The following is a 21,389-nucleotide window of genomic DNA, read 5'->3' as shown; positions in this document are numbered from 1 at the left end:
GCTTGTTAGGACGGATGCGGCCCCGTTACTCAGCCATCGTGGGTGTATTGCTGGCCCAGGAGCCAACCGGTGAGAATGCCGCCCGGACCGCTGGCATAGACTGGATCAAAGCCGACACCGGCGCGCAGCATCCGCCATTCATGCTCGCCGACCCAGGGAATTCCAGGATCGCCCTTCTGATATTGCGATAGCAGCGTTCGGGCAACCTCCGCGGCATTGGCGTAGATCGGACCGTTGGCCCAACGAGGTCGCGGCAGGCCTGTCATGCGGCAATAGAGCGCAGTACAGACGTAGGCGGACGCCTCTTCCGCATTGCCGTCGAGGCCGGTGCGCAACAGATCGTAGGCCGCATGCAGGGCCTCGTGGACGATATAGGCCTCGTCCATCCGCCCCGTCGCCGACACGACCTCGAGCGTGTTCGCTGCAACCGCTGTGCCGTCCGCTCGCGTTCGCGCGACATCATTATATTGCGCGGCGACGCCTGCCGCGAGATCGGTCGGAACCCTGACGGTGACCTGCCCCAATCGGATCGCGCGCGCGACGTGATGGAATGTTTGCGGTGCAATCGTCACGTGGCTGCCACGGATCGGAAACCGAAAGCGGATACGCGCGACCGCCGGGCCGTTGAGGACGTCTAGTACTCTACTCCGCAGCGACATCGGTTCGCACTCGCTGTTGACACCACCCCGCGAATGGTTGTCGACGCGTCCAGTCAGGAGGTTCAAGTGAGCTCCACGTCGATATGACGGGAACTCGACCGGTCGACAGCATCATTCGGCGATCCGGCAGTGAACCCGGACCAGCCCGGGTCAGACCAACCAGAGATTAGTCTTGACTCGGAGGGCGGCCCCGTGACGACCACCAACCCGACGACGACCGACACCTACCGGAAAATCGCGGCGCGACTAACCATGTTTCGGCCGCAGATCGACTTGGCGAACTACTTCGCGGGGCCCAATCCCGATGTGCGCCTCTACGACGAAAAGCCCTACATCCGAAACCAACTCGAGAAGTACGGCGTCGCTGCAGCGACGAACACGCTCGATGGCGTCACATTCCTGCCGAAGAATTGGGAAGACCTGATCAAGAAGCTGCGCATTGCCAAGACGCCGGACGGCTTCGACGCCTTCGCCGAAGGTCAAAGCCCGGAGAAACCGTCGCATTGGGCCCTCGATCTGTCGATGGGCGCGACGATCGGCAAGGGGTTTCGAGAGATCTGGCGCCCAACGCTGTCCGACAGGCCACTTTCAACGCGGGACCTGCCGGGCCGGCACGGCTTCGGGCTTGGACGCGACCGCGGGCAGTGGAGCGACGCCTACAGTTCGCAATTCGGCAAGGACCCGCAGCCGCAAGACATCACCTCGCTGCATTTCGCGGTAGCTCCCGATCGGGTGAACGTTCACATCGATGAAACGGGCTTCGTGTTCGAGGGCGCGGACGGTGCACTCACGGTCGGGCCGAACTTCGCGCACCACGCCGGAAATGAACTGTTCTTGAAAACCATCCTGCCACTGCCGCGTTGGGCGGCCGAACACATCGACCTGATCCTTCCGAACAGCGCGAACGACTTTTCGCGCCTGGGCATATCGGTCGACATGTATCGGCGCAAGGACTTGCGCGTCACGGTGACCGGCTCCTGCGGAATCTTCGGCGGGTTCGAGTGCTCGGGAACGGTCAGCATCAGTGGAACGCACGACCTGTTCGGTTCGAAGAAGGGCACGCGCTGACGCGGATCGAATTTCACTCGGACATCCTGTCGTGCACGTGCACATGCGCCTGAGCCGTGGCTGTCCCGGAGGAGTTGCTCACACTACCTGATGAGATTTTCCGCGGGCCCCGACGTATGCGCCCGATGCTTGCGGGCCGAACTGGCCCCCGCGGCTTATTGACAGCGCCAACCGTACGACCTAGCGTACCCTGGTATACTAGGTATACCAATGTCCCCTCAGCTCAAACGATCGCGTCTCTTTGAGCAGGTTGTCGGTATCCTCGAGCAGAGGATACGCGATCGGGAATTGGTGGCCGGTGTCGAGCTGCCATCAGAACGTCAGCTCATGGCGGAGTTTGGCGTCGGCCGAACAGCGATCCGCGAGGCACTGTTTCACCTGCAGCGCGCAGGACTTGTTGATCTCCGGGCGGGTTCGCGGGCACGGGTCACAGCCCCCAATGCTGAAGCCGTCATGACGTCACTGTCGAGCAGCGCCAAATATCTGCTCTCCGATGACGACGGCATTCGTCATTTCCAGGATGCTCGCGCTCTCTTTGAGACCGGCCTCGCACGTGATGCAGCACGCAACGCCACCGCAAAGGACATCCGCTACCTGAGCGATGCGCTTGATACGAACTACAAGTCGATTGGCGACGTCCAACGCTTTGAGGACTCGGATATAACGTTTCACTACGCGATAGCCACGATCCCCAAGAATCCCATCTATGTGGTCATGCACCGAGCCATCATCGATTGGCTCGTCGACCAAAGACGCGTGACGCTCAGCTATCCCGGACAGAACCGGGTCGCCTTCGACGCGCACGTCGCGATCTTCGAAGCGATCAAGGCACACGATCCCGAGCTTGCCGATGCCCGCATGCGCTCGCACCTCGATCAGGTTGGCAAGCTCTACTGGAAGGTCCGGAGGGCGGGCAAATGAACGGTTCGTGGTCATCGTCAAGCTCAAGCCAATGCCAGCCGCGATGGTGCAAGCTCATCGCGCCGACCTGAACAAGAACGTTGACTGGGGTTGATCCAACTTCGAGGGATCGATCAACAGTTGCCAGACGGGAGGATGAACAATGGTTCGTGCCGACCTCAAGCAAATGACCCGCGCGGCCGAGGCCAAGCTTGGTCATTTCATCGTCGAGTTTGCCACTCCGGGAATTGGCCATATCCTCAAACAAGCCGGCTGCGATTTCGCGCTTTTCGACCTGGAGCATTCGGGCTTCGGCTTCGAAACCGTCAAAAGTGCTCTACGCTATTTTGAAGCCGCAGGATTGCCGGCCATCGTCCGTGTGCCTTCAAAGGAATATCACCACATCGCGCGCGCCTGCGACGCGGGTGCGGAAGGGATCATGATCCCGATGGTCAGCACCGCCGCAGAAGCAGAAGCTGTCGTCAACTGCATGAAATATTATCCGGACGGGCGACGTGGCGTTGCCTTGAGTATTGCCCATGATGCCTATGGGCAGGGTCCGGTGCCCGAGAAGCTTGCGGCGGCCAACGAGCGGACAACGCTGTTCTGCCAGATCGAGACTGCTGAAGGCGCCAAAAATGCCGACGCGATTGCCGCCCTCGGCGGCGTCGACTGCCTGTGGGTCGGTCATTTCGACTTGTCAGTATCACTTGGCATCCCCGGCCAGTTCGACCATCCGAAATTTCTGAAGGCGGTCGAGCAGACGATTGCGGCTGCCAAGAAGCACAAGAAAGCGCTGGGCCGCCTTGTGCCGACCACCGAGGTCGGCATAGCGCTCTACAAGCAGGGCTTCGATTTTTGCTGCTATTCGGGCGATGTGTGGGTGCTTCGGGATGCTCTGGCCGCCGCAATCACCACCCTGCGGAAAGGATGCATGACATGAACGCATCGTTCCGTGTTGCCCTTTCGGGCGATTTCAAGAAGGCCGACGGCTCGGCCGTCTACCCCGATTTCGATCTGAAGCCTCTGCTGGAGGCCCCCGGCGTGGAAATGGCCTATTTGGATAATGCCAACCCTCTGCGCAGCAGCGACCTTGAAGACTTCGACGCGCTTATCCTGCTGGCTCACCGCTTTGCGCCCGAAAGCGCACCGAAAAGCGGCAGGCTCAGCATCATCGCCCGCTTTGGCGTTGGTTATGACACGGTGGACGTTCCGACCTGCACCGCCGGCGATATCGCGTTGGCGATCACGCCGGACGGCGTCCGCCGGCCCGTCGCTGTGTCGATCATGACCTTCATCCTCGCACTCGCGGGAAAGCTGATGGTCAAGGACAAGCTCACCCGGCAGGGTCCAGAAGGCTTTGCGGCCCGCGGCGAGCATATGGGTTTTGGCCTGGTCGGCAAGGTGCTCGGCTCGATCGGGATCGGCAATATCGGGGCCGAGTTGTTTCGGCTCGCCAAGCCGTTCGACATGAAATTCATCGCTCATGATCCACTTGGGGACACCAAGCTGGCGGCCACGCTGGGCGTCGAACTCGTCGCTCTCGACGACGTGTTCGCCCGCGCCGACATCGTTACGATGAACTGTCCGCTGACGGCCGAGACGCGCCATCTCGTGAACGCCGGCCGTCTCGCCCTGATGAAGAATACCGCCTTCTTCATCAATACCGCGCGCGGATCGATCGTCGATCAGAGGGCACTCACGGATGCTCTGGCGAAAGGCCGGATCGCTGGCGCGGCCCTCGATGTGTTCGAGCAGGAACCGACCGATCCGTCCGATCCTCTTTTCGCGCTCGATAACGTCATCGCAACGCCTCACGCACTGTGCTGGACCGATCAGTGCTTCGCCGGAAATGGTGCAGCCGATATCAGGGCTGTACTCGACATTCAGCACGGACGAATCCCGCGCGGTATCGTCAATCGCGCGGTCCTCGAGAAACCGAATTTCCAGCGCAAACTGCAGGAGTACAACCGCCAATTTGGAAATTGAAAATTCCTCGCCGCAAACGAGCGAGGGACATTTGAAATATCAATCAAGGAACGGGAGGACACGATGATCAATAGACGTGATTTCGGAAAGATCAGTCTCGGTGCCGGCCTCGTTGCGACCATGGAAAGGCCGGCATGGGCCGCGTCGGCTGCCGACACCGCCGTCAAGGCAGCGCAGCAATACAAGGGACGCACGATCACGATTGTCTGGGAGGCAGGGCTTCAATCGCTCGATCCCACTCACTTCTCCGGTCCGAAGTGGAAAGAGTTGACCGGGATGGACGTGAAGGTGGTCGAGGTCGCAACTGCCGAGATGTTCACCAAGATCATGCAGGACTACAAATCGGGAGCCGGCGCCTATGACGCTCTCAACGTGATTCCCGCCTGGATGCCCGACCTTGCCCAGGCCGGCGCGCTCGAGGTGCTTGACCCCTATGTCGAGAAATACGGTTACGCCTCTGAGCTGCAGACGATTGCGCCGACCTACCGCGACAACCAGATGAAAGTTGGCGGCAAGATTTATGGCTTCCCCGACGATGGTGACGTCTTCCTGATGTACTACCGGCGCGACCTCTTCGAGGATCCGGCCGTGCAGAAGGCCTTCAAGGAGAAGACGGGCAAGGATCTCGCGGTACCGAAGACCTGGGCGGAATTCGATGTCGTTGGAGCTGGTCTTACGGATGTCCTGAAGGACAAGGGCATCTACGGCGCCTCCTTCTTTCGGCAGCCTCCTTACGCGATGTACATGTTCGAGGAACGCTTCCGCAATGAGGGCGGCAAGTTCTTCGACGCTGACACCATGAAGGCCACGATCAACTCCGATGTCGGCGTCAAGGTCTTCACGGACATGCGCAACGAGAACAAGTTCATGCCGCCAGGCGTGGAGCAGTTCGGCTTCGTGGAAAATCTCGCGACTTTCCTGCAAGGCCAGTCGGCCATGACCATCTCCTGGCCACCCTATGGGCGCTGGGCCGAGGGCTATGGTACGGATCAGGAGGCACTGAACTGGGTCCCCAAAACAGCCATCGCAGGCAAGGTGGGGTACGCCCTACCGCCGGGAGGACATCCCGAGCTCGCTGCAGGCTTCGCGTTGTCGATATCGTCCACCTCGAAGAACAAGGATGCCGCCTATCTGTTCATCCAGTGGCTCAACAGCGAAGATGTGAGCCGTCAGCGGGTTCAGCTTCCCTATACGCTACGCGATCCGTTCCGCGACTCGCACTATGCGGATCCTGGCTATCTCGCACTGTGGCCAAACGCCAAGGACTATCTGGCGGCCTTGAAACAGGCCTCGCAGACGGGCCTTCTCGATCTGTCGCTTCTGCAAACCGACAAATATGAGGAAGTCTTGCGCCAGGCGATTTCGAAGCTGTGGGCGGGCGACGATCCGAAGACGATCCTCGATGCAGCAGCAACCCAGTGGAACGACATTACGCAGAAGATCGGCACCGACAAGCAGAAGGCAGTCTATGCGGCCTGGGCCGCTGAGTCCGGCGCCTATCCGAAAACCTAAAGTACGCCGCTTCCTCTCCCGCCTTCCGGCGGGAGAGGCCTTCGCCCGCTGTCGACCACAGCACGAGATAAAGCGGAAGGGATCCCGACCTCAGCCATGGCCGCCATCGCTCATCCCGACCGCAACTTCAAGTACTGGCTGATCTCGCCGGCCATCTTCCTGCTTTTGCTGGTCGGCCTGTTCCCACTGATCTTCTCGTTGGTGGTGAGCTTCATGCGCGTCACCATGCTGGAGACCGACACATCCTTTGCCGGGTTGGTGAATTACGTCCAGCTCTTTCATGATGCGAGACTATGGCAGTCGCTCCTCCACACAGTGCTCATCATGGTCATAGCCCTGCCCATCGAGCTGCTGCTCGGCCTCGCCATGGCCTACCTGTTCCTCGACCGCTTACCCGGTCGCCAGTTCCTGGTTTCGCTGCTGGTGCTGCCAACAATCATCTCACCGATCGTCGCCGGCGCCACATGGCGGCTCCTGTTCGATAACCGCTATGGACCGATCAACCAGATCATTGGCTGGTTCGCCGGCCACCCTGTGCCGGCCCTGTGGACTGTCAATCCCGGTCTCGTCTATCCCGCCATCATCTTCTGCGAGATCTGGCAGTGGACACCATTCATGTTCCTGATCTTGCTCGCCGCCCTTTCCAATGTCGATCGCTCATTGACCGAGGCCGCGGAGATCGATGGAGCGCGGTTCTGGCGCAGCTTCCGCTATGTTGTCCTCCCCGCAATCTTTCCGGTCATGTCGGTCGCCATTCTGATCCGTGGCCTCGATCTCTTCCGCATCTTCGACATCATCTGGGCGCTCACGACGGGCGGCCCCGGCACCATGACCGAGACCATTTCCGTCTATACCTATATCCAGGGCTTCAAGCAGTTCGAGACGAGCTATACGGCGGCGATCGCGTTCCTTGTCATCGCGCTTCTCACCGTTATCGTGACCTGGGCCATTCGGCGCATGGGGCTGGCAAAATGAAAGGCGTACCGTTTCATCGCCGAAAGGAAACGAAGCTCGTCTTGCGCTATCTCATCGCGACGCTCCTCGTCGTCATATTCGTCTTTCCGATCTACTGGCTGTTTGCCATTTCGTTCAAGACGCCCGGCGAGATCTTCGCTTTTCCGCCGGTATGGTATCCGAAGAGCATCCAGTTCAACAATTATGCGGTCCTGTTCAAGGATGGCGACGCCAAAACAGTCGGCAACAGCCTGGTACTGTCTTCAGTGTCGACCTTCTTCGCCATGATCTTCGGCACCATAGCGGCCTACTCACTGGCGCGCTTCAAGACAGGCGGCGAAAACCTCAGCGTATGGATCGTATCGCAGCGCATGATGCCTCCCGTGGCCATCGCATTCCCGATCTTCCTCTTCTATGTCTGGCTCGGCTGGGTCGATACCTACATCGGACTCATCATCCTCTATACGGCGTTCAGCCTGCCTTATGTGATCTGGATGATGCGCGGCTATATCGAGGAAATTCCGCCAGAGCTTGAAGAGAGCGCCCTCATCGACGGCTGCAGCCGCTGGGAGGTCCTGTGGAAGGTGGTATTTCCGATGGCGCGCTCCGGATTGTTCGCCACCGCCGTTTTCACTTTCGTCTTTTCCTGGAACGACTTTCTGTTTGCGCTGGTCCTCACCCGCACCGAGGTCACGACCTACACGGTCCAGGTCACGCACTACTTTGGCGGCCAGTCGAACTTCTGGTCCAAGATCGCCGCGATGTCGGTGCTCGGGACCATTCCCGTCTTCATCACCGTGGCAACGCTGCAGCGCTATCTCGTCCGCGGCATATCCATGGGCGCAGTCAAGGGCTAGCTCGTGTCGGACCTGAAGATTACCGGACTCCACAAGCACTACGGAACCTATCACGCCGTCAAGGGAATCGATCTTGAGGTGCCATCGGGCGAATTCACGGTACTTGTTGGCCCGTCGGGTTGCGGCAAATCAACCCTGCTCCGCACTATCGCAGGACTCGAGGAAGCGAGCGCCGGAACGATCGAAATCGGCGGAAAGAACGTCACATGGGCCCGCCCGCGCGATCGCGACATCGCGATGGTGTTCCAGAATTACGCGCTCTATCCCTATCTCAACGTCTACGAAAATATTGCATTTGGCTTGCGAGCACGGAAGGTTGCGTCCACCCAAATAGACAAACGCGTAAAACGCGCCGCCGATATGCTCGGCATCGCGCAACTTCTCGACCGATTTCCACGGGAGCTTTCCGGCGGTCAGCGCCAACGCGTCGCGATCGGCCGCGCGATCGTGCGCGACGCGCTGCTGTTTTTATTCGATGAACCGCTGAGCAATCTCGATGCGCAGCTTCGCGACGACATGCGGGTTGAAATCAAGCGGCTTCATCAGGAGCTCGGCCGCACCATCATCTACGTCACTCACGACCAGATCGAGGCGATGACGCTTGCTGACCGTATCGCGCTGCTGAGAGACGGCACAGTTGAACAACTCGGCACGCCGCTCGATTTGTTCGATCGGCCCGCGACGCGCTTCGTGGCCGGCTTCCTCGGAAGTCCGAAGATGAACTTCCTTCCCGCCACCGTCGAAGCCGGTGAGGTGATCCTTCGCGACGGAACGCAGCTCCCCCTGCCCGCCGGGCGCAACGCGACTGATGGCCAAGCCGTCATCTTGGGACTCAGGCCCCAGCACATTGCCAAGGCGGGTCCGAACGCGGCGCCGGGGCACGTGCAATTGCTCTCCACCATAGAGCTCGTCCAACCGACTGGCTCGCGGGTGCAGGTCAACATGCCACTCGGCGGAATGAGCATAACCGCGGAATTCGGGGCTCACGAGGTCACCGCTCCCGGCGAACAGATTCGCATCGACATCGACATGACCCGCGCCGTTCTGATCGATCCACAAACCGACAAGGTCATTTGAGGAAGCTCCCATGGCCCAGAAGAAGCCGGCCCGCGCAATCAAGTTCTTCGGAACCGAAGCTCCGGAAGGCAAGCGTCGCGAATTGACCGCAGGTCCCATCTCGGCTGTCTTCGACAGCGGCGCCCTACGCTACATCCGCTACTACGGTGAAGAGATCCTGCGAGGAATCTCCTATATCGCGCGCGATAAGGACTGGGGCACCTATGCTCCGGCAATCGAAGACCTGAAAGTCCGCCAAACCAGGGATGGATTTGGGATCACCTATCAAGCCATTTGCAAGGACCAAGATCAGTCGATCCGGTATTCCGCCAAGATCGACGCAAGCAGCAATGGGACACTGAAGTTCTCGGCCGAAGGAACGCCCCTTTCTGATTTCCTCACCAATCGCACAGGGTTTGTGGTGCTGCATCCGCTCGCGGGAACCGTGGGCCGGCCGGTTGAAGTCGTGCACACGGATGGGAAGAGAGCCAGGCGTAAATTCCCGAAACTTATCAGCCCGGGTCAGCCCATCTTCGAAATCCGCTCACTCAAGCACGAGCCGTTACCGGGCGTTGCCGTGACCGTTCTCATGGAGGGAAACAAGTTCGAGATGGAGGATCATCGAAACTGGATGGATGCCTCCTACAAGACCTATGTGTGCTCCCTGCTCGATCCCTGGCCGTACACGCTGGAGAAGGGTGAAAGCTTCAGCCAGTCGATCACCCTCACGGTCTCAGGCAAACCACCGAAATCGAGAACAAGGACCTCGGCCGCCGGCACGACCATAACCCTAGCGGGCACGAAAGGTCGCATTCCGCAAATCGGCGTCGGCGTGCCGATGACGGAAGCCGCAGCGGCGCTCGAGGCCGTGGACCTCATCGCTGCCGCGAAGCCTCAGACGCTCGTTTGTCAGATCGACGGACGCCAGCAGGGACAGGAAGAGGCCGCTGCCGGTTATCGCGACCTGTCAAGGCAAACGGGCGCCCCGGTCACACTTGAAATCATTTTGCCGGCCAGGGAGTCGGCCGACAAGGAAGTGGCTGCGATTGCGAGCGCAGTGAATGCGGCCGGACTCACGCCAGCATCCGTGGTCGTCACTCAGATGCATGATCTCAAATCGTTTCAGCCCAACACACCCAGGCCCTGGGGACCCACCTACGAGGAAATGGCGATGGCGGCACGCGCCTCCTTCCCGGACGCAATGATTGGCGGTGGCATGCTCTCCTATTTCACCGAATTGAACCGCAAGCCCGCTCCCAAGGGCACGTTCGATTTCATCACACACACCGGCTGTCCCATTGTCCATGCGCCGGACGACATCTCGGTCATGGAGACGCTTGAAGCGCTTCCGTGGATTTTCACGTCAGCACGGGCCATGATCGGCAAGGCGCCGTATCATATCGGGCCGACCAGTATTCCATGTCGTGACAACCCCTATGGCGCAGCAGTTGCGCCAAACCCCGACAACAGGCGGGTCTGTCTCTCAGATGTCGATCCCCGCCAGCGCGGACTTTTCGCCGCCGCGTGGAACCTTGGCTATCTGTCAGCGGCGGCAAAAGCCGGCGTCAACGCCGTAGCTCTCGGCTCTGTCACCGGCGCGCAAGGGATGATCTATCGCAGAATGCCCCACGCCCAGCCGTGGTTCGACGGCAGCAACGCCAGAGTCTTCCCCACCTACCATGTGATTGCAGGACTTGCCGCTGCGAGCGGCGCAAGACGGATCGATACGGACTCGTCTGCAAAGCTTGCCACTGTTGCCTATCGCAACAAGGCCGGCGATGTGCTTTGGCTTGCCAACCTGGCGGGCGAGCCTCAGCGCGTCAAAATCAAGGGCTTCGAAGGCCCAGCCAGCGTCAATATTCTCGACGAAGGAAGTTTTGAAGCTGCCGTGCGAGATCCCGCTTGGCTCGACAGGGCCGGCACTTTCATCCGCAAGGTGGGCCGCTTTGAGCTGCCATCATATGGGATTGCCCGAGTCAAAAGCGGCTGATCTCCGATGCGCATCGATTTGAATTCGAAAGCTCGGCTATTCCACTGAGCTATCGCACCGGCCAAGCGAAACCGGCGCCTGCACTTGGACACCTTAATGTTCGACACGGTACAGGCGCCATCGCTCCGGCACGCCTTTGAGCTGGTGAACGCCGTGATCCTTGAAGCGGATTCCAGACTGCGACATCAGGTTCTTGACCGCGCTCGAGACCAGGACCTCGCCGGCGCGCGCCTTCGCGGCGACGCGCGTGCCGATGTGAAAGGCGAGACCGACCATTTCGCCCCCACTCACCGTGTACTCGCCCACATGCAACCCTACCCTGATCTCGAGCCCGAGCGTGCGCATGGCCTTTTGGATCGCGGTCGCGCAATTGACCCCGGCAGCCGGCGCCTTGAACGTCGCCAGCACTCCGTCCCCTGTCGTCACGACTTCCTTTCCGCGCGAAGTCTTCAGCTCTTTGCGCACGGCCGCATAATAGAGACCCATCACCTTTGTCCAACGCGCATCGCCGAGCTTCGCGGCTTTTTCCGTGGAGCGGACGATATCGACGATTAGGATCGTGGCGAGCGCCTGTTTGAGCTCGGTGCCGCGCTCGGCGGATCTGCGCGGGAGCGCAATGGGTCCGGCCAGCGGTTCGTAGCGATGACTGCGGCGACGCGCGATCGCGGCTTTTGCATAGACCTGGGCACGCTGCGCAGTACCGCAGCGAACTGTTTTCTCCCGCGGCGCAAGCGTCCAGTAAACCTTCCGCCCATCTCCAGCGCCATGGACCTCCACGGCGCCCCACTTCAGGAAAATCGTCGAGCCAACGCGCCGAACACACCACGCCTTTGACGTGTATCCGGACACGTTCGACTGATGGACACCGATGCGAAGGAATTTCGGCATGAACGTGAGGCCAATCGCAGGAGCGTTTGGACGAGCTAGCGGTAAAGCGTAGTCGTACAATCCTGCGTTTGCAACTGGACTGCCGATCGAAGATTAGCCAATGGCTCTTACGTCAATCCGATCTCAGCTTCGGCAGCGTGGCCTTTGCCGGGCCGATCAGCAAATCAATGGCATAGTTGATACTTTGCTTCAAGGCAGCCCGGCTACTGTGGCGACGGCCAGCTTCCGGCACATTCCCGCAAGTTATGATCTCCTGAAAACTTGCGATTGGACGCGAGCTCGGCGCACGAGATATCCCTCCCTGCGAAGCGCGACTTGCAATCCGTGATGGCGTCGATCCATCGCCAAACGCTTCCAAGGGGAGGAAACACGTGTCATCTCACGCTCACGCGGAGGGCAGCGAACGCGCGCCTCGTTCGCTGGAGGCGATGCTGAAGGCGATCGGCGTTCCGCTCGCCGTCGCCGTCGCCGCCGCCATTTGGTTCGCCCCGACGCCCGAATCGCTGTCGCTCCAGGGACACAAGGCTCTCGCGCTCTTCGGGTGTATTTTCGTTCTCTATTTGACCGAGGCCATACCGCTGGCGATCGCCAGCCTGATGGTCGTGCCTTTGGCTGTCCTGACGGGAACGGCCAACCTTCGGACGGCGCTCGACGGATTTTCGGCGTCCCCCGTGTATCTCATCGTCGGTGCCTTCATCCTCGCGACCGCCATGGTCAAGACCCGGCTGGCGGAACGCATCACCTATATCATTCTCGCGCGCTTCGGCAGTGCACCGACCCGGATCACTCTCGGCGTCACACTCGTCAATATCGCCCTCGCGTTTCTCGTTCCATCCTCGACGGCGCGTACCGCAATCCTGCTGCCGGAGTGCCTCAGCATCCTCACCATCTTCGGATCTGGAGTGCGCTCGCCGTTCGCCATCAATCTGCTTCTGACCCTGACGATGACGAATGCGACGATCGGCGCCGGAGTCTTGACGGCGACCGTGCCGAACCCCGTGACGGTCGAGTTCGTCGCGAAAGCAAGCGGCCACACCATCACCTATGCCGAATGGCTCCTTTATGGTTTTCCGCCCGCGCTGGTCATGACAATGTTCACCTGGTGGTTCATTCAACGTGTGTTTCCGCCGGAGTTCAAGGTTGGCCATGAGCAGGCCGACGCAAGGATTTCGCAGAATCTCGCCGCGATGGGCAAAACGTCTGCTGCCGAATGGCGCGCGCTGGCGGTTTTCATTTTTGTTACGGTGTTGTGGGCGACACAAGGGCTGACCGGACTCGACACGACGGTCGTCTGTCTTCTGGGCGCCTGTCTTCTGTTTCTGCCGCGCTTCGGCGTGATGGATTGGAGCGATGCCAACCGCGGCGTTTCCTGGCAGGTGCTGCTTATTGCGGGCGGTGGCGTATCGCTCGGAGACATTCTGTTGAAGACGGGCGCCGCCAACTGGCTCGCCAATTCGATCTTCCACGCGCTCGGTTTGGCCGGCGCATCGGCGCTGGTCGTCATCGTGGTCGTCATGTTCATCGTGCAATTCATGCATGTCATGTTCGTCGGGACCACGGCCATGGCGACGGCATTGTTGCCGATCATTCTGGCCATGGCGGGAACCGCGGGCGTCAATCCCGTCGCGCTTGCGCTGCCAGCCGGCATGATCATCGGCGGCTACCCGCTGCTCATGTTTTACAACACGCTGCCAAGCATTCTCGTCTATGGAACGGGGCGACTGCGGGTCGAGGATTTCCCGAAAGTCGGCATCGTCGTCTGCACCGTCGCCTGCCTCCTTTACTCCCTGTGCGCCGCGACGTGGTGGCACTGGCTCGGACTCGTCTGATCTGTCAGGCTCCCACCCTTTCTCCGGAGAAAACATATGACATTGCCACTCGCCGGCATTCGCATTCTCGACCTTTCCAACGTGCTCGCCGGTCCGTTCTGCGGCTATCACCTGGCGCGTCTCGGCGCCGAGGTGATCAAGGTCGAGAATCCCAAGGGCGGCGACCTTGCACGCCGCCTCGGCGCCGATCCCGCGATGGCGAAGGACCTCATGGGCTTGTCGTTCGTCGCGGTGAACGCCGACAAGCAATCGGTCGCCGTCGATTTCAAGGCCGACGAAGGCAAGGAGATATTCCTCCGTCTCGTCGAGAAGGCGGACGTCGTGCTCGAGAACTTCCGCCCGAAGGTCATGGAAAGGTTGGGACTCGGCTATGAGGTGCTCGCAAAGCGCAATCCGCGGATCATCTACTGCGCGATATCCGGCTTCGGACAGGACGGCCCCTGGGCGGGACGGCCGGCCTACGATCAAATCGTTCAGGGACTGTCGGGCGTCATGAGCGTGACTGGGGATGCCCAAACCGCGCCGTTGCGCACCGGATTTCCAATCGCCGATACGATCGCGGGTCTCACGGCCTCCTTCGCGATTGCCGCCGCACTCGTGGAACAGCGACAGACGGGTCGGGGCCGGCGCATCGACGTCTCGCTGCTCGAGGCAACCCTTGCTGCGATGGGATGGGTGGTCTCCAACCACCTGAACGCCAACGTCGATCCTCAGCCGATCGGCAACGAGAATTTCACCGCCGCACCGTCCGGAACGTTCGCTACGGGTTCCGGACCGCTGAACATCGCGGCAAACGAGCAGAAGCAATATGAGGCGCTTTGCGACATCGTCGGCAGGCCCGAGTTGAAGTCCGACCCGCGTTTCCGCGAGCGTCAGTCAAGGAAAGATCATCGCGCAGCTCTGAAACTGGAGCTCGAAGTCGCCCTCGCCGCCAAATCTGCAGCCGAATGGGAGACGCTCTTCAATGCGAAAGGCGTTCCGGCAGGCTGCGTTTTGAGCGTGCCGCAGGTGCTGAGGGAGGAGCAAGTGGTCGGCCGGAAGTTCGTGGAAAGCCTGAAGGCCAAGGTGTCAGGTGGCCAGACGATGCGCGTCACCCGCCCGGGCTTCCGGCTCGAGACGGACTATCCCGAGCCGACGCCGCCGCCGAGCCTTGGACAAAACACCGAGCAATGGCTCAAGCAGCTCGGCTTCAAGGACGACGAGATCCAGGCGTTCGGCCAGCGCGGCGTAGTCGCCTTCAACAACCAACCGAGCGTCGCGGAAACCAGCAAGATGCCCGATCTGAAGGCGCGCGCCGAGACATCGAGCACTTGAAGCGCAATCGAGGAGAGACGTCATGACCGAACCAGCATCCGCGGACCTTCTGCAAAAGGCGACCCAATGGTGGTCAACAGAAATTATCGACATGAAGCCCGGTGTCATCCGGTTTCGCGGATTTCCGATCGAGCAACTGATCGGCCGCGTGTCGTTTCCACAGATGATATGGCTGATGCTGAAGGGTGATTTGCCGTCTCCGGAGCAGGGAGCTCTTCTGGAAGCAGCTCTTGTTGCCGCCGTGGACCACGGTCCTCAAGCGCCGTCGATTGCGATCGGACGGATGGCAGTGACCTGTGGCCTGCCTCTGAATGGTGCGATGGCGTCTGCGATCAACGTGCTGGACGACGTGCACGGTGGCGCCGGCGAGCAATGCATGGAGCTTTATGCCGACATCGCGCGTCGCCAAGACGCGGGCGTGGAAGCGGAAGCCGCCATCGAAGCGGGTCTTGATGCATTTGTCGCCGCGAACGGTAAGATCGTGCCCGGGTTTGGACATCGTTTTCATCCGGTCGATCCTCGGTCCCCTCGACTTCTCGAACTCGTCGACGCCGCACGAACCAACAATGTCGTTTCTGGACGCTTCGCCGCGATCGGCCGCGGGGTCGAAGGCCTGATGCAACGGCGCAAGGGTCGAAAAATTCCCATGAACATCGACGGTGCGACCGCCGTGATCTATTCGGAGCTCGGCTTTTCGCCCGCATTGGGGCGCGGCCTGTTCATCCTGTCCCGTTCGGTCGGCATTCTCGCACATGCATGGGAGCAATCGCAGCAAGGTGGTCGGATCAAGGGACCAATGCCGCCCGGAATCCCGTATCGCTACACGGGGCCCGCTCCTCGGGACTTCGTCAAGTGACCCAGTCGAAGAACGAAGGCAGTGGCTTCGCAGGTCAGTCGGGAGGTGGAAACTATCTCGCCGTGCGGCCCGATTGGCTTGCGCGCGGCTCGGAGGAAGCACTCGAACCCGAACTGCCGATCATCGATGCCCATCATCATCTCTGGGACAGGCAGAGCTGGCGATATTTGTTCGACGAATATGTCGCCGACATTGCCGCTAGCGGTCACAACGTCACTGCAAGCGTCTTCATGCAGTGCCAGGCCATGTACCGAGCCGACGGACCGACCTCCATGCGGGTCGTCGGCGAAACTGAATTCGTCAACGGCGTCGCGGCCATGAGCGCCAGCGGCAACTATGGCCCGCGGCGCCTTTGTGCCGGCATTGTCAGTCATGCCGATCTGCGTCTGGGAGACCGGGTGACGCCGGTGCTGGAAGCGCACATCACCGCCTCACCACGCCGATTTCGCGGTATTCGTCATATTACAGTCTGGGACGCGGACCGAAGCCTGATGAACCCGCTCAGTGCGGGCCCCCCTGGACTCTTGCGCGATGATTCCTTCCGGGCGGGGTTTGCGCGGCTCGCGCCGCTGGGGCTCGTCTTCGACGCATGGCTGTTCCATCCCCAAATCCCCGAACTCACGGAACTCGCGCGAGCCTTCCCGCAAACGACGATCGTCCTCGATCATCTCGGCGGCATCGTCGGAATCGGGGCCTACAAAGACCATCGCGACGAGATTTTCACGGAATGGTCACGCTCGATCCGCGATCTCGCAAGATGCGAGAATGTTTGCGTGAAGCTTGGTGGCTTGGGCATGCGGATCAACGGCTTCGACTTCGAGACGAGAGAAACACCGCCCACTTCGGAGATCCTCTGCTCGGCATGGCGGCCGTACATCGAAACCTGCATCGAAGCATTCGGGCCGGAGCGATGCATGTTCGAGAGTAATTTCCCGGTCGACAAGGGCTCCTCCGGCTACGGATCGGTGTGGAACGCGTTCAAGCGTCTCACACGCCAGGCGAGCAGTGGCGATCGGACCAATCTGTTCAGCGGGACTGCCGCGCGCGTTTATGGATTGGCTCTACCTGACTGACGATGATTCCTGACACGGCGGCCGGAGCATCCGCCACAGCCGGCAGCGACGCCTGTTCAAGGAAGTCGCGTCCTTTGGATTTGAGCAGCGTGATGACCCGTTGGGCGGCAGGGGAAAGATAGCCGTCACGGCGGGTCACGAAGCCGAGCGGCCTTCTCATGGTGGTCGTGTCGATCATCAATCGATCAAGCTGGCTACCCAGTCGCAGCGGATGAAGGTTTCGCGTCGACGTAAAACTGAGCAGGGCCGTATCTGCGATCAGCTTGGGCAGAGTCGTAATCGAGTTGGTCTCGATCTGGACGACCGGAGATGGCAGGCCATGAGCCTCGAATATGTTGTCGATCCACTGACGCATTGCGACGGTTCGAGCCGGCAAAACCCATTTCGACGCGACGAGATTCTGGATGGTGAGCGGCTTGCCGCATAACGGATGATTTTTGGCCGCAACGACAACCACTTCGTCGATACCGAACGCCTCGTGCCTGAACTCTTGCTCGTCTGACGGAAGTATCGGTCCGATCGCCAGATCCAGGGTCCGCTCGCGAAGAGCCGTCCTGACCACGCCGCTCATGCCGATCTGGATCTCGATCGCCAACCCAGGTGCATCGGCGATGATGGCGCGGCATATCTGTGGAAGCAGATATTCACCCATCGTCGCGCCGCAGCCGATGCTGACGTGTCCGGCAGCACCGGCCGCGAAATCGGTGACCTCCCGCAACGATTCCTCCATCGCCTCGCGCATACGTCGGGCACGTGCGAGAAGGACTTCGCCGACTCGCGTGAGCGCGATTCCGCGCCCCGTCCGCTCGAACAGATCAGCCCCCACGGCCTCTTCGAGACGCTGGATGCATTTCGTCAAAGCCGGTTGCGTACGCCCAAGCTTGTCAGCGGCCCGCCCCATATGACCCAGATCCGCAATCACCTCAAAGTATGCGAGGTCGCGAAGGTCCATTTCTTCCTCCCGGTTATCGGTCCTTGAAAATTAGCGATTGGACCCTTGTCCGCACGGTCTGGCATTTTGAGCCTAACACAGCTGGTCCCCTCTCGGGCAACCGGCCCGGATCAAGGGAGGAGCGGCAGATGATCGATGTTGTGGCCAATGCATCGTTTACCCAAGGCAGCGCCGATGCAGGCCTGCTCGCGAGGGCCGTTTCCAAGAACACCTGGCGCTTGGTGCCGATCCTGGGTCTCGCCTATCTGTTCAACTATCTCGATCGTACCAGCGTCGGCTTTGCTGCACTGCAAATGAACAAGGCCCTCGGCTTGAGCGCGACGCAGTTCGGTTGGGGCGCCGGGATCCTGTTTTTCAGCTATTGCCTGCTGGAAGTCCCCAGCAACATGATGATGTACCGCTTCGGTGCCCGTCGCTGGCTCGCCCGTATCATGATCACCTGGGGCCTCGCCGCTGCGGCCACGGCGCTTGCGGTGGGACCATATAGTTTCTACGTCATCCGCTTCCTCCTCGGTGTTTTCGAGGCCGGGTTCTTCCCGGGCGTGATCTGGTACATCTCGATCTGGTTTCCGGAGAAGTACCGAACCAGCGTGCTCGCCTTGTTCATGGCTGCTACCCCCCTCTCCTCGCTGCTCGGCAGTCCGATCTCCGCAGCTCTCCTCGGCATGGATGGATTTTGGAGACTCGCGGGCTGGCAATGGATGTTTCTGATCGAAGGGCTTCCGGCCTGCGTGCTCGGCGTCCTGTGTCTCGTTCTGCTCGCCGACACGCCGGAGCAGGCTCGATGGCTCACGCCCGCGGAACGTCAGGCTCTCGTTCTCGCGCTCGCCGGCGACAAGCACGACAAGCCCAAGAAGGATCTGTGGGCGGCAATGAAAGACACGCGGGTGTTGATGCTCACCGCGATCACGTTCGCCTTCACCATCGGCTCCTATGGCATCGGGATCTGGTTGCCCCTGATCTTGAAGAACCACGGCCTGAGCAACATGGAAGTCGGCTGGCTTACGGCGGTCCCCTACCTTTTCGCGACGATCGGCATGCTGTTCTGGGCGCGGCTCGTCGATCGCAGGGGCCAAAAGATCTACAACCTCATGGCGGCCTTGATCCTTGGCGCTGTCGGACTGGCTCTTTCGGTCGTCTCTACCTCGCTCGTTCCGGCGCTCGCCTGCCTCACTGTGGCTCTGGTCGGTACCATCTCCGCGCGGACGGTCTTCTACACGATCCCGCAGGGCTTCTTGACCGGAGCCGCAGCCGCCGGTGGAATCGCGTTCATCAACTCGGTCGGTGCATTCGGCGGATTCGTCGGCCCGTACATGGTCGGCTTTCTCAAGGACGCGACGGGATCGTTCAATGCCGGCATGATCGGAATGGCCGTGATCCTGATCGTCGCCACCGTCATCGCCGGCGCCCTCAAACGCGTGACGCAAAAGATCTGACGCGAACGAATCTCATCGACGGCGAACGGATTGGCGAATGAACCCGTCAAGATGCGCTCATTCAGGGGACGCTAGGCATCGATCAGGGCCACTGCACGCGTCCAGCCGGCGGACGCCTCCGCGATTTTCACCGGAAGGCAGATGACGGTGAAACCCGTGGGCGGCAATTGGTCCAGGTTTGCCAGCTTTTCGAGGTGACAATAGCCGACGTCGCGGCTGGCCTTGTGGCCCTCCCAGATGATCGACGGATCCTGGGTCTCGACAAAGCGCTTTCGTGTCGCCGAGAACGGGGCATCCCAGCTCCATCCGTCGGTACCGGCAACGCGCACGCCTTGCTCAAGCAGATACAGCGTCGCCTCCCGTCCCATTCCGCATCCGCGATCGAGAAAGTCCGGCTGGCCAAATGCCGCTCCAGCGCCGGTATTGATCAACACGATTTCGAGTGGCTTGAGCTTGTGTTTGATCCGGTCAAGCGCAAGCTCGATGTCGCGGGCCGAGCACACATGCCCGTCGGGCAAATGCCTGAGGTCGAGCTTGACTCCGGGTTGGATGCACCATTCGAGCGGGACTTCATCAATGGTGATTGCGCGTTCGCCACCGTTCATCGTGGAATGAAAATGCCAGGGTGCGTCCAGATGCGTTCCATTGTGCGTGGTCAGAGTGATCCGTTCGATCGCTGCGCCCTGCCCATCCGGCAAGTCGGCTGCTTTCAATCCCGGGAAAAGCTCCGTGAATTCGGCCGCGCCGGCCGCATGGTCTGAATATTGGATGTGCGGCCGCATGTTCGGAGGATCGGCCGGAATATCGTTCATGATCGGTACCGATAGATCGACGATGCGGCGGGACTTCACGTTGCTCATCCTCTAAATCCAGATTGCGGCCTGACCGCTTACAACGCGGAGGCTGGAGATGCTGCAGAGGCCGAACGGTAGCTGTGGGACATCTTTCCTCATAGCGACGAAGGCGTGGCAGCGTTATCCGGAAGCCGTTCAATGCTGTTCGCGGGCCGATCGCATGTCGGGGCAATGGTCCGGGAAAATACAAAAGTTTGCGCGCTGCGGCCCCAAGACGCTGGCCTCGCTGCGGCAAAGGCCGTAATGGTCTTGAACGAAAACCGTTGAACGGGTCACGCATGGATTTGCGATTGCTCCAGCAATTTCTGAGGGTCGCAGAGGTGGGGAGTATTAACGGCGCGGCAAAGGAGCTCGGCATGTCCCAGCCTGCTCTCAGCCGGTCGTTGTCCCAGCTCGAGCACGACATTGGACGACCGCTGGTGGTGCGAAGCCGGACCGGCATCACGATCACCGAGGCAGGATCGATCCTGGCTTCGCGTGCCGAAGCGCTCTTGCGCGAGGCATGGGCCATCCGCGAAGAACTGACAAATGATTCCGCTGGCCGTGTCGTTGTCGGCATGCCGTCGGCGTTGCGTCACCTCGTGACATTGCCGGCGCTGCAGACGATGCGCAGCAAATCGCCCGGGACCGCTCTGAGAGTGCATGAAGGATTCAATGCCTTCCTTCGGGACATGATGAAGCAAGGCTTGCTGGACGTCGCAGTGATTGCGGTGGAGCAGGTTCCGGAAGCGGAATTCGTGCCTGAGGCGCGCGTCCGTGAACCGCTGGTGCTGGTGAGGGGCAGCAAGCTGCCCCCTCCTCACGAGCCGGTCCGGATCGAGGACGTTGTGGCGTTTCCGCTGGCGCTTCCGGGCCGCCCTAACGCAGTGCGCAAGAAGGTGGATGGTGAGGTTCGATCGCGAAACCTGACCGCCAAGATCCTGCTTGAGCCGGAAAATCTGGAACTCTGCCTTGAGTTCGTGCGACGCGGCTTCGTCGGCCAGACCGTGACGCTCAGATCCGCCCTCACCGAGAGAGACCTGAGCGGCCTGCAGGTCGCGGAGGTGCTGGATTGGGACGTACACTGGGCAGTGGTGTTGCACCGGCAGCGTGAACACATCACCCCGATCCGCCGCCTTGCGACGATCATTGGCAAGACGCTGACGGATGCCGCAAACAGCGGCAGATGGTTGGGAGCATCCGTGGTCCGATAGCTCCCGTCC

19 protein-coding genes are annotated in these 21,389 nt (G+C 60.6%); 15 read left to right on the top strand and 4 right to left on the bottom strand.

Annotation, left to right across the window (positions count from 1 at the left end):
• Positions 1-29: 29 nt before the first annotated feature.
• Entirely contained in the window at positions 30-725 is a 696-nt protein-coding gene (locus ACV1FX_RS27170; protein WP_473120637.1) for a hypothetical protein, read from the bottom strand.
• 126 nt (positions 726-851) lie between these two features.
• On the opposite strand from ACV1FX_RS27170, the gene ACV1FX_RS27165 reads away from it, so the two are divergent.
• The 9 genes from ACV1FX_RS27165 to ACV1FX_RS27125 all read left to right on the top strand — a co-directional run bounded on the left by ACV1FX_RS27165 (position 852) and on the right by ACV1FX_RS27125 (position 10,985).
• Entirely contained in the window at positions 852-1,727 is an 876-nt protein-coding gene (locus tag ACV1FX_RS27165; protein ID WP_473120636.1) for a hypothetical protein, read from the top strand.
• A 210-nt stretch (positions 1,728-1,937) separates the two neighbouring features.
• The gene (locus ACV1FX_RS27160) at positions 1,938-2,648 is read left to right on the top strand and encodes an FCD domain-containing protein (RefSeq protein WP_473120635.1); all 711 of its coding nucleotides are present in this window, start codon (positions 1,938-1,940) and stop codon (positions 2,646-2,648) included.
• Positions 2,649-2,790: 142 nt separating this feature from the next.
• On the top strand, positions 2,791-3,570 hold the full coding sequence (locus tag ACV1FX_RS27155) for an HpcH/HpaI aldolase family protein (RefSeq protein ID WP_473120634.1): 780 nt from the start codon (positions 2,791-2,793) through the stop codon (positions 3,568-3,570).
• A complete protein-coding gene (locus ACV1FX_RS27150; protein ID WP_473120633.1) occupies positions 3,486-4,616 on the top strand; it encodes an NAD(P)-dependent oxidoreductase in 1,131 nt (376 codons plus the stop codon). Before ACV1FX_RS27155 ends, ACV1FX_RS27150 begins: the two co-directional genes overlap by 85 nt.
• Positions 4,617-4,679: 63 nt before the next feature.
• The gene (locus ACV1FX_RS27145) at positions 4,680-6,128 is read left to right on the top strand and encodes an extracellular solute-binding protein (protein ID WP_473120632.1); all 1,449 of its coding nucleotides are present in this window, start codon (positions 4,680-4,682) and stop codon (positions 6,126-6,128) included.
• 96 nt (positions 6,129-6,224) lie between these two features.
• Positions 6,225-7,103 (top strand): carbohydrate ABC transporter permease, encoded by an 879-nt coding sequence (locus ACV1FX_RS27140; protein WP_473120631.1) that lies wholly within the window; start codon positions 6,225-6,227, stop codon positions 7,101-7,103.
• A 41-nt stretch (positions 7,104-7,144) separates the two neighbouring features.
• The gene (locus tag ACV1FX_RS27135) at positions 7,145-7,939 is read left to right on the top strand and encodes a carbohydrate ABC transporter permease (RefSeq protein ID WP_473120630.1); all 795 of its coding nucleotides are present in this window, start codon (positions 7,145-7,147) and stop codon (positions 7,937-7,939) included.
• A gap of 3 nt (positions 7,940-7,942) precedes the next feature.
• Positions 7,943-9,016: an ABC transporter ATP-binding protein gene (locus ACV1FX_RS27130; protein WP_473120629.1), complete on the top strand. Its 1,074-nt coding sequence runs from the start codon at positions 7,943-7,945 to the stop codon at positions 9,014-9,016.
• Positions 9,017-9,026: 10 nt separating this feature from the next.
• Positions 9,027-10,985, top strand: a complete 1,959-nt coding sequence (locus tag ACV1FX_RS27125; protein ID WP_473120628.1) for a D-apionate lactonase family protein — start codon at positions 9,027-9,029, stop codon at positions 10,983-10,985.
• Positions 10,986-11,078: 93 nt separating this feature from the next.
• Here the strand turns inward: ACV1FX_RS27125 and ACV1FX_RS27120 are convergent, their stop codons facing one another.
• Complete coding sequence (locus tag ACV1FX_RS27120; protein ID WP_473120627.1) at positions 11,079-11,873, bottom strand: adenylate/guanylate cyclase domain-containing protein; 795 nt, start codon at positions 11,871-11,873, stop codon at positions 11,079-11,081.
• A 371-nt stretch (positions 11,874-12,244) separates the two neighbouring features.
• Here ACV1FX_RS27120 and ACV1FX_RS27115 point away from each other — a divergent pair, with 371 nt between their 5' ends.
• Genes ACV1FX_RS27115 through ACV1FX_RS27100 form a run of 4 tightly spaced genes read left to right on the top strand, consistent with a single transcriptional unit; the run spans position 12,245 to position 16,945 of the window.
• Positions 12,245-13,702 (top strand): SLC13 family permease, encoded by a 1,458-nt coding sequence (locus ACV1FX_RS27115; protein ID WP_473120626.1) that lies wholly within the window; start codon positions 12,245-12,247, stop codon positions 13,700-13,702.
• A gap of 36 nt (positions 13,703-13,738) precedes the next feature.
• Positions 13,739-15,016, top strand: a complete 1,278-nt coding sequence (locus ACV1FX_RS27110) for a CaiB/BaiF CoA transferase family protein (RefSeq protein WP_473120625.1) — start codon at positions 13,739-13,741, stop codon at positions 15,014-15,016.
• A 22-nt stretch (positions 15,017-15,038) separates the two neighbouring features.
• Positions 15,039-15,872, top strand: a complete 834-nt coding sequence (locus ACV1FX_RS27105; protein ID WP_473120624.1) for a citryl-CoA lyase — start codon at positions 15,039-15,041, stop codon at positions 15,870-15,872.
• Entirely contained in the window at positions 15,869-16,945 is a 1,077-nt protein-coding gene (locus ACV1FX_RS27100) for an amidohydrolase family protein (protein ID WP_473120623.1), read from the top strand. Before ACV1FX_RS27105 ends, ACV1FX_RS27100 begins: the two co-directional genes overlap by 4 nt.
• Here ACV1FX_RS27100 and ACV1FX_RS27095 read toward each other — a convergent pair.
• Positions 16,899-17,897, bottom strand: a complete 999-nt coding sequence (locus ACV1FX_RS27095) for a LysR family transcriptional regulator (RefSeq protein ID WP_473120622.1) — start codon at positions 17,895-17,897, stop codon at positions 16,899-16,901. The genes ACV1FX_RS27100 and ACV1FX_RS27095 overlap by 47 nt on opposite strands.
• Before the next feature lie 128 nt (positions 17,898-18,025).
• On the opposite strand from ACV1FX_RS27095, the gene ACV1FX_RS27090 reads away from it, so the two are divergent.
• Positions 18,026-19,333, top strand: a complete 1,308-nt coding sequence (locus tag ACV1FX_RS27090; RefSeq protein ID WP_473120621.1) for an MFS transporter — start codon at positions 18,026-18,028, stop codon at positions 19,331-19,333.
• Between the two features lie 71 nt (positions 19,334-19,404).
• On the opposite strand, the gene ACV1FX_RS27085 is transcribed toward ACV1FX_RS27090, so the two are convergent.
• Positions 19,405-20,193, bottom strand: coding sequence for a cyclase family protein (locus ACV1FX_RS27085; RefSeq protein WP_473120620.1), 789 nt, complete (start codon positions 20,191-20,193; stop codon positions 19,405-19,407).
• Positions 20,194-20,381: 188 nt separating this feature from the next.
• On the opposite strand from ACV1FX_RS27085, the gene ACV1FX_RS27080 reads away from it, so the two are divergent.
• Positions 20,382-21,380, top strand: a complete 999-nt coding sequence (locus ACV1FX_RS27080) for a LysR family transcriptional regulator (protein WP_473120619.1) — start codon at positions 20,382-20,384, stop codon at positions 21,378-21,380.
• Positions 21,381-21,389: the final 9 nt, after the last annotated feature.

It is taken from the genome of Bradyrhizobium ingae (genome assembly GCF_055791185.1).
Note: the sequence above shows the minus strand (reverse complement) of the source record. Positions and strands in the feature narration are given on the sequence as shown.

Bases quoted from the DNA above. Each gene is read 5' to 3' on its own strand.
- ACV1FX_RS27145 (WP_473120632.1), top strand. From the start codon at position 4,680: ATGATCAATAGACGTGATTTCGGAAAGATCAGTCTCGGTGCCGGCCTC.
- ACV1FX_RS27155 (WP_473120634.1), top strand. From the start codon at position 2,791: ATGGTTCGTGCCGACCTCAAGCAAATGACCCGCGCGGCCGAGGCCAAG.
- ACV1FX_RS27125 (WP_473120628.1), top strand. From the start codon at position 9,027: ATGGCCCAGAAGAAGCCGGCCCGCGCAATCAAGTTCTTCGGAACCGAA.
- ACV1FX_RS27105 (WP_473120624.1), top strand. From the start codon at position 15,039: ATGACCGAACCAGCATCCGCGGACCTTCTGCAAAAGGCGACCCAATGG.
- ACV1FX_RS27095 (WP_473120622.1), bottom strand. From the start codon at position 17,897: ATGGACCTTCGCGACCTCGCATACTTTGAGGTGATTGCGGATCTGGGT.
- ACV1FX_RS27090 (WP_473120621.1), top strand. From the start codon at position 18,026: ATGATCGATGTTGTGGCCAATGCATCGTTTACCCAAGGCAGCGCCGAT.
- ACV1FX_RS27160 (WP_473120635.1), top strand. From the start codon at position 1,938: ATGTCCCCTCAGCTCAAACGATCGCGTCTCTTTGAGCAGGTTGTCGGT.
- ACV1FX_RS27110 (WP_473120625.1), top strand. From the start codon at position 13,739: ATGACATTGCCACTCGCCGGCATTCGCATTCTCGACCTTTCCAACGTG.
- ACV1FX_RS27120 (WP_473120627.1), bottom strand. From the start codon at position 11,873: ATGCCGAAATTCCTTCGCATCGGTGTCCATCAGTCGAACGTGTCCGGA.
- ACV1FX_RS27085 (WP_473120620.1), bottom strand. From the start codon at position 20,193: ATGAGCAACGTGAAGTCCCGCCGCATCGTCGATCTATCGGTACCGATC.
- ACV1FX_RS27140 (WP_473120631.1), top strand. From the start codon at position 6,225: ATGGCCGCCATCGCTCATCCCGACCGCAACTTCAAGTACTGGCTGATC.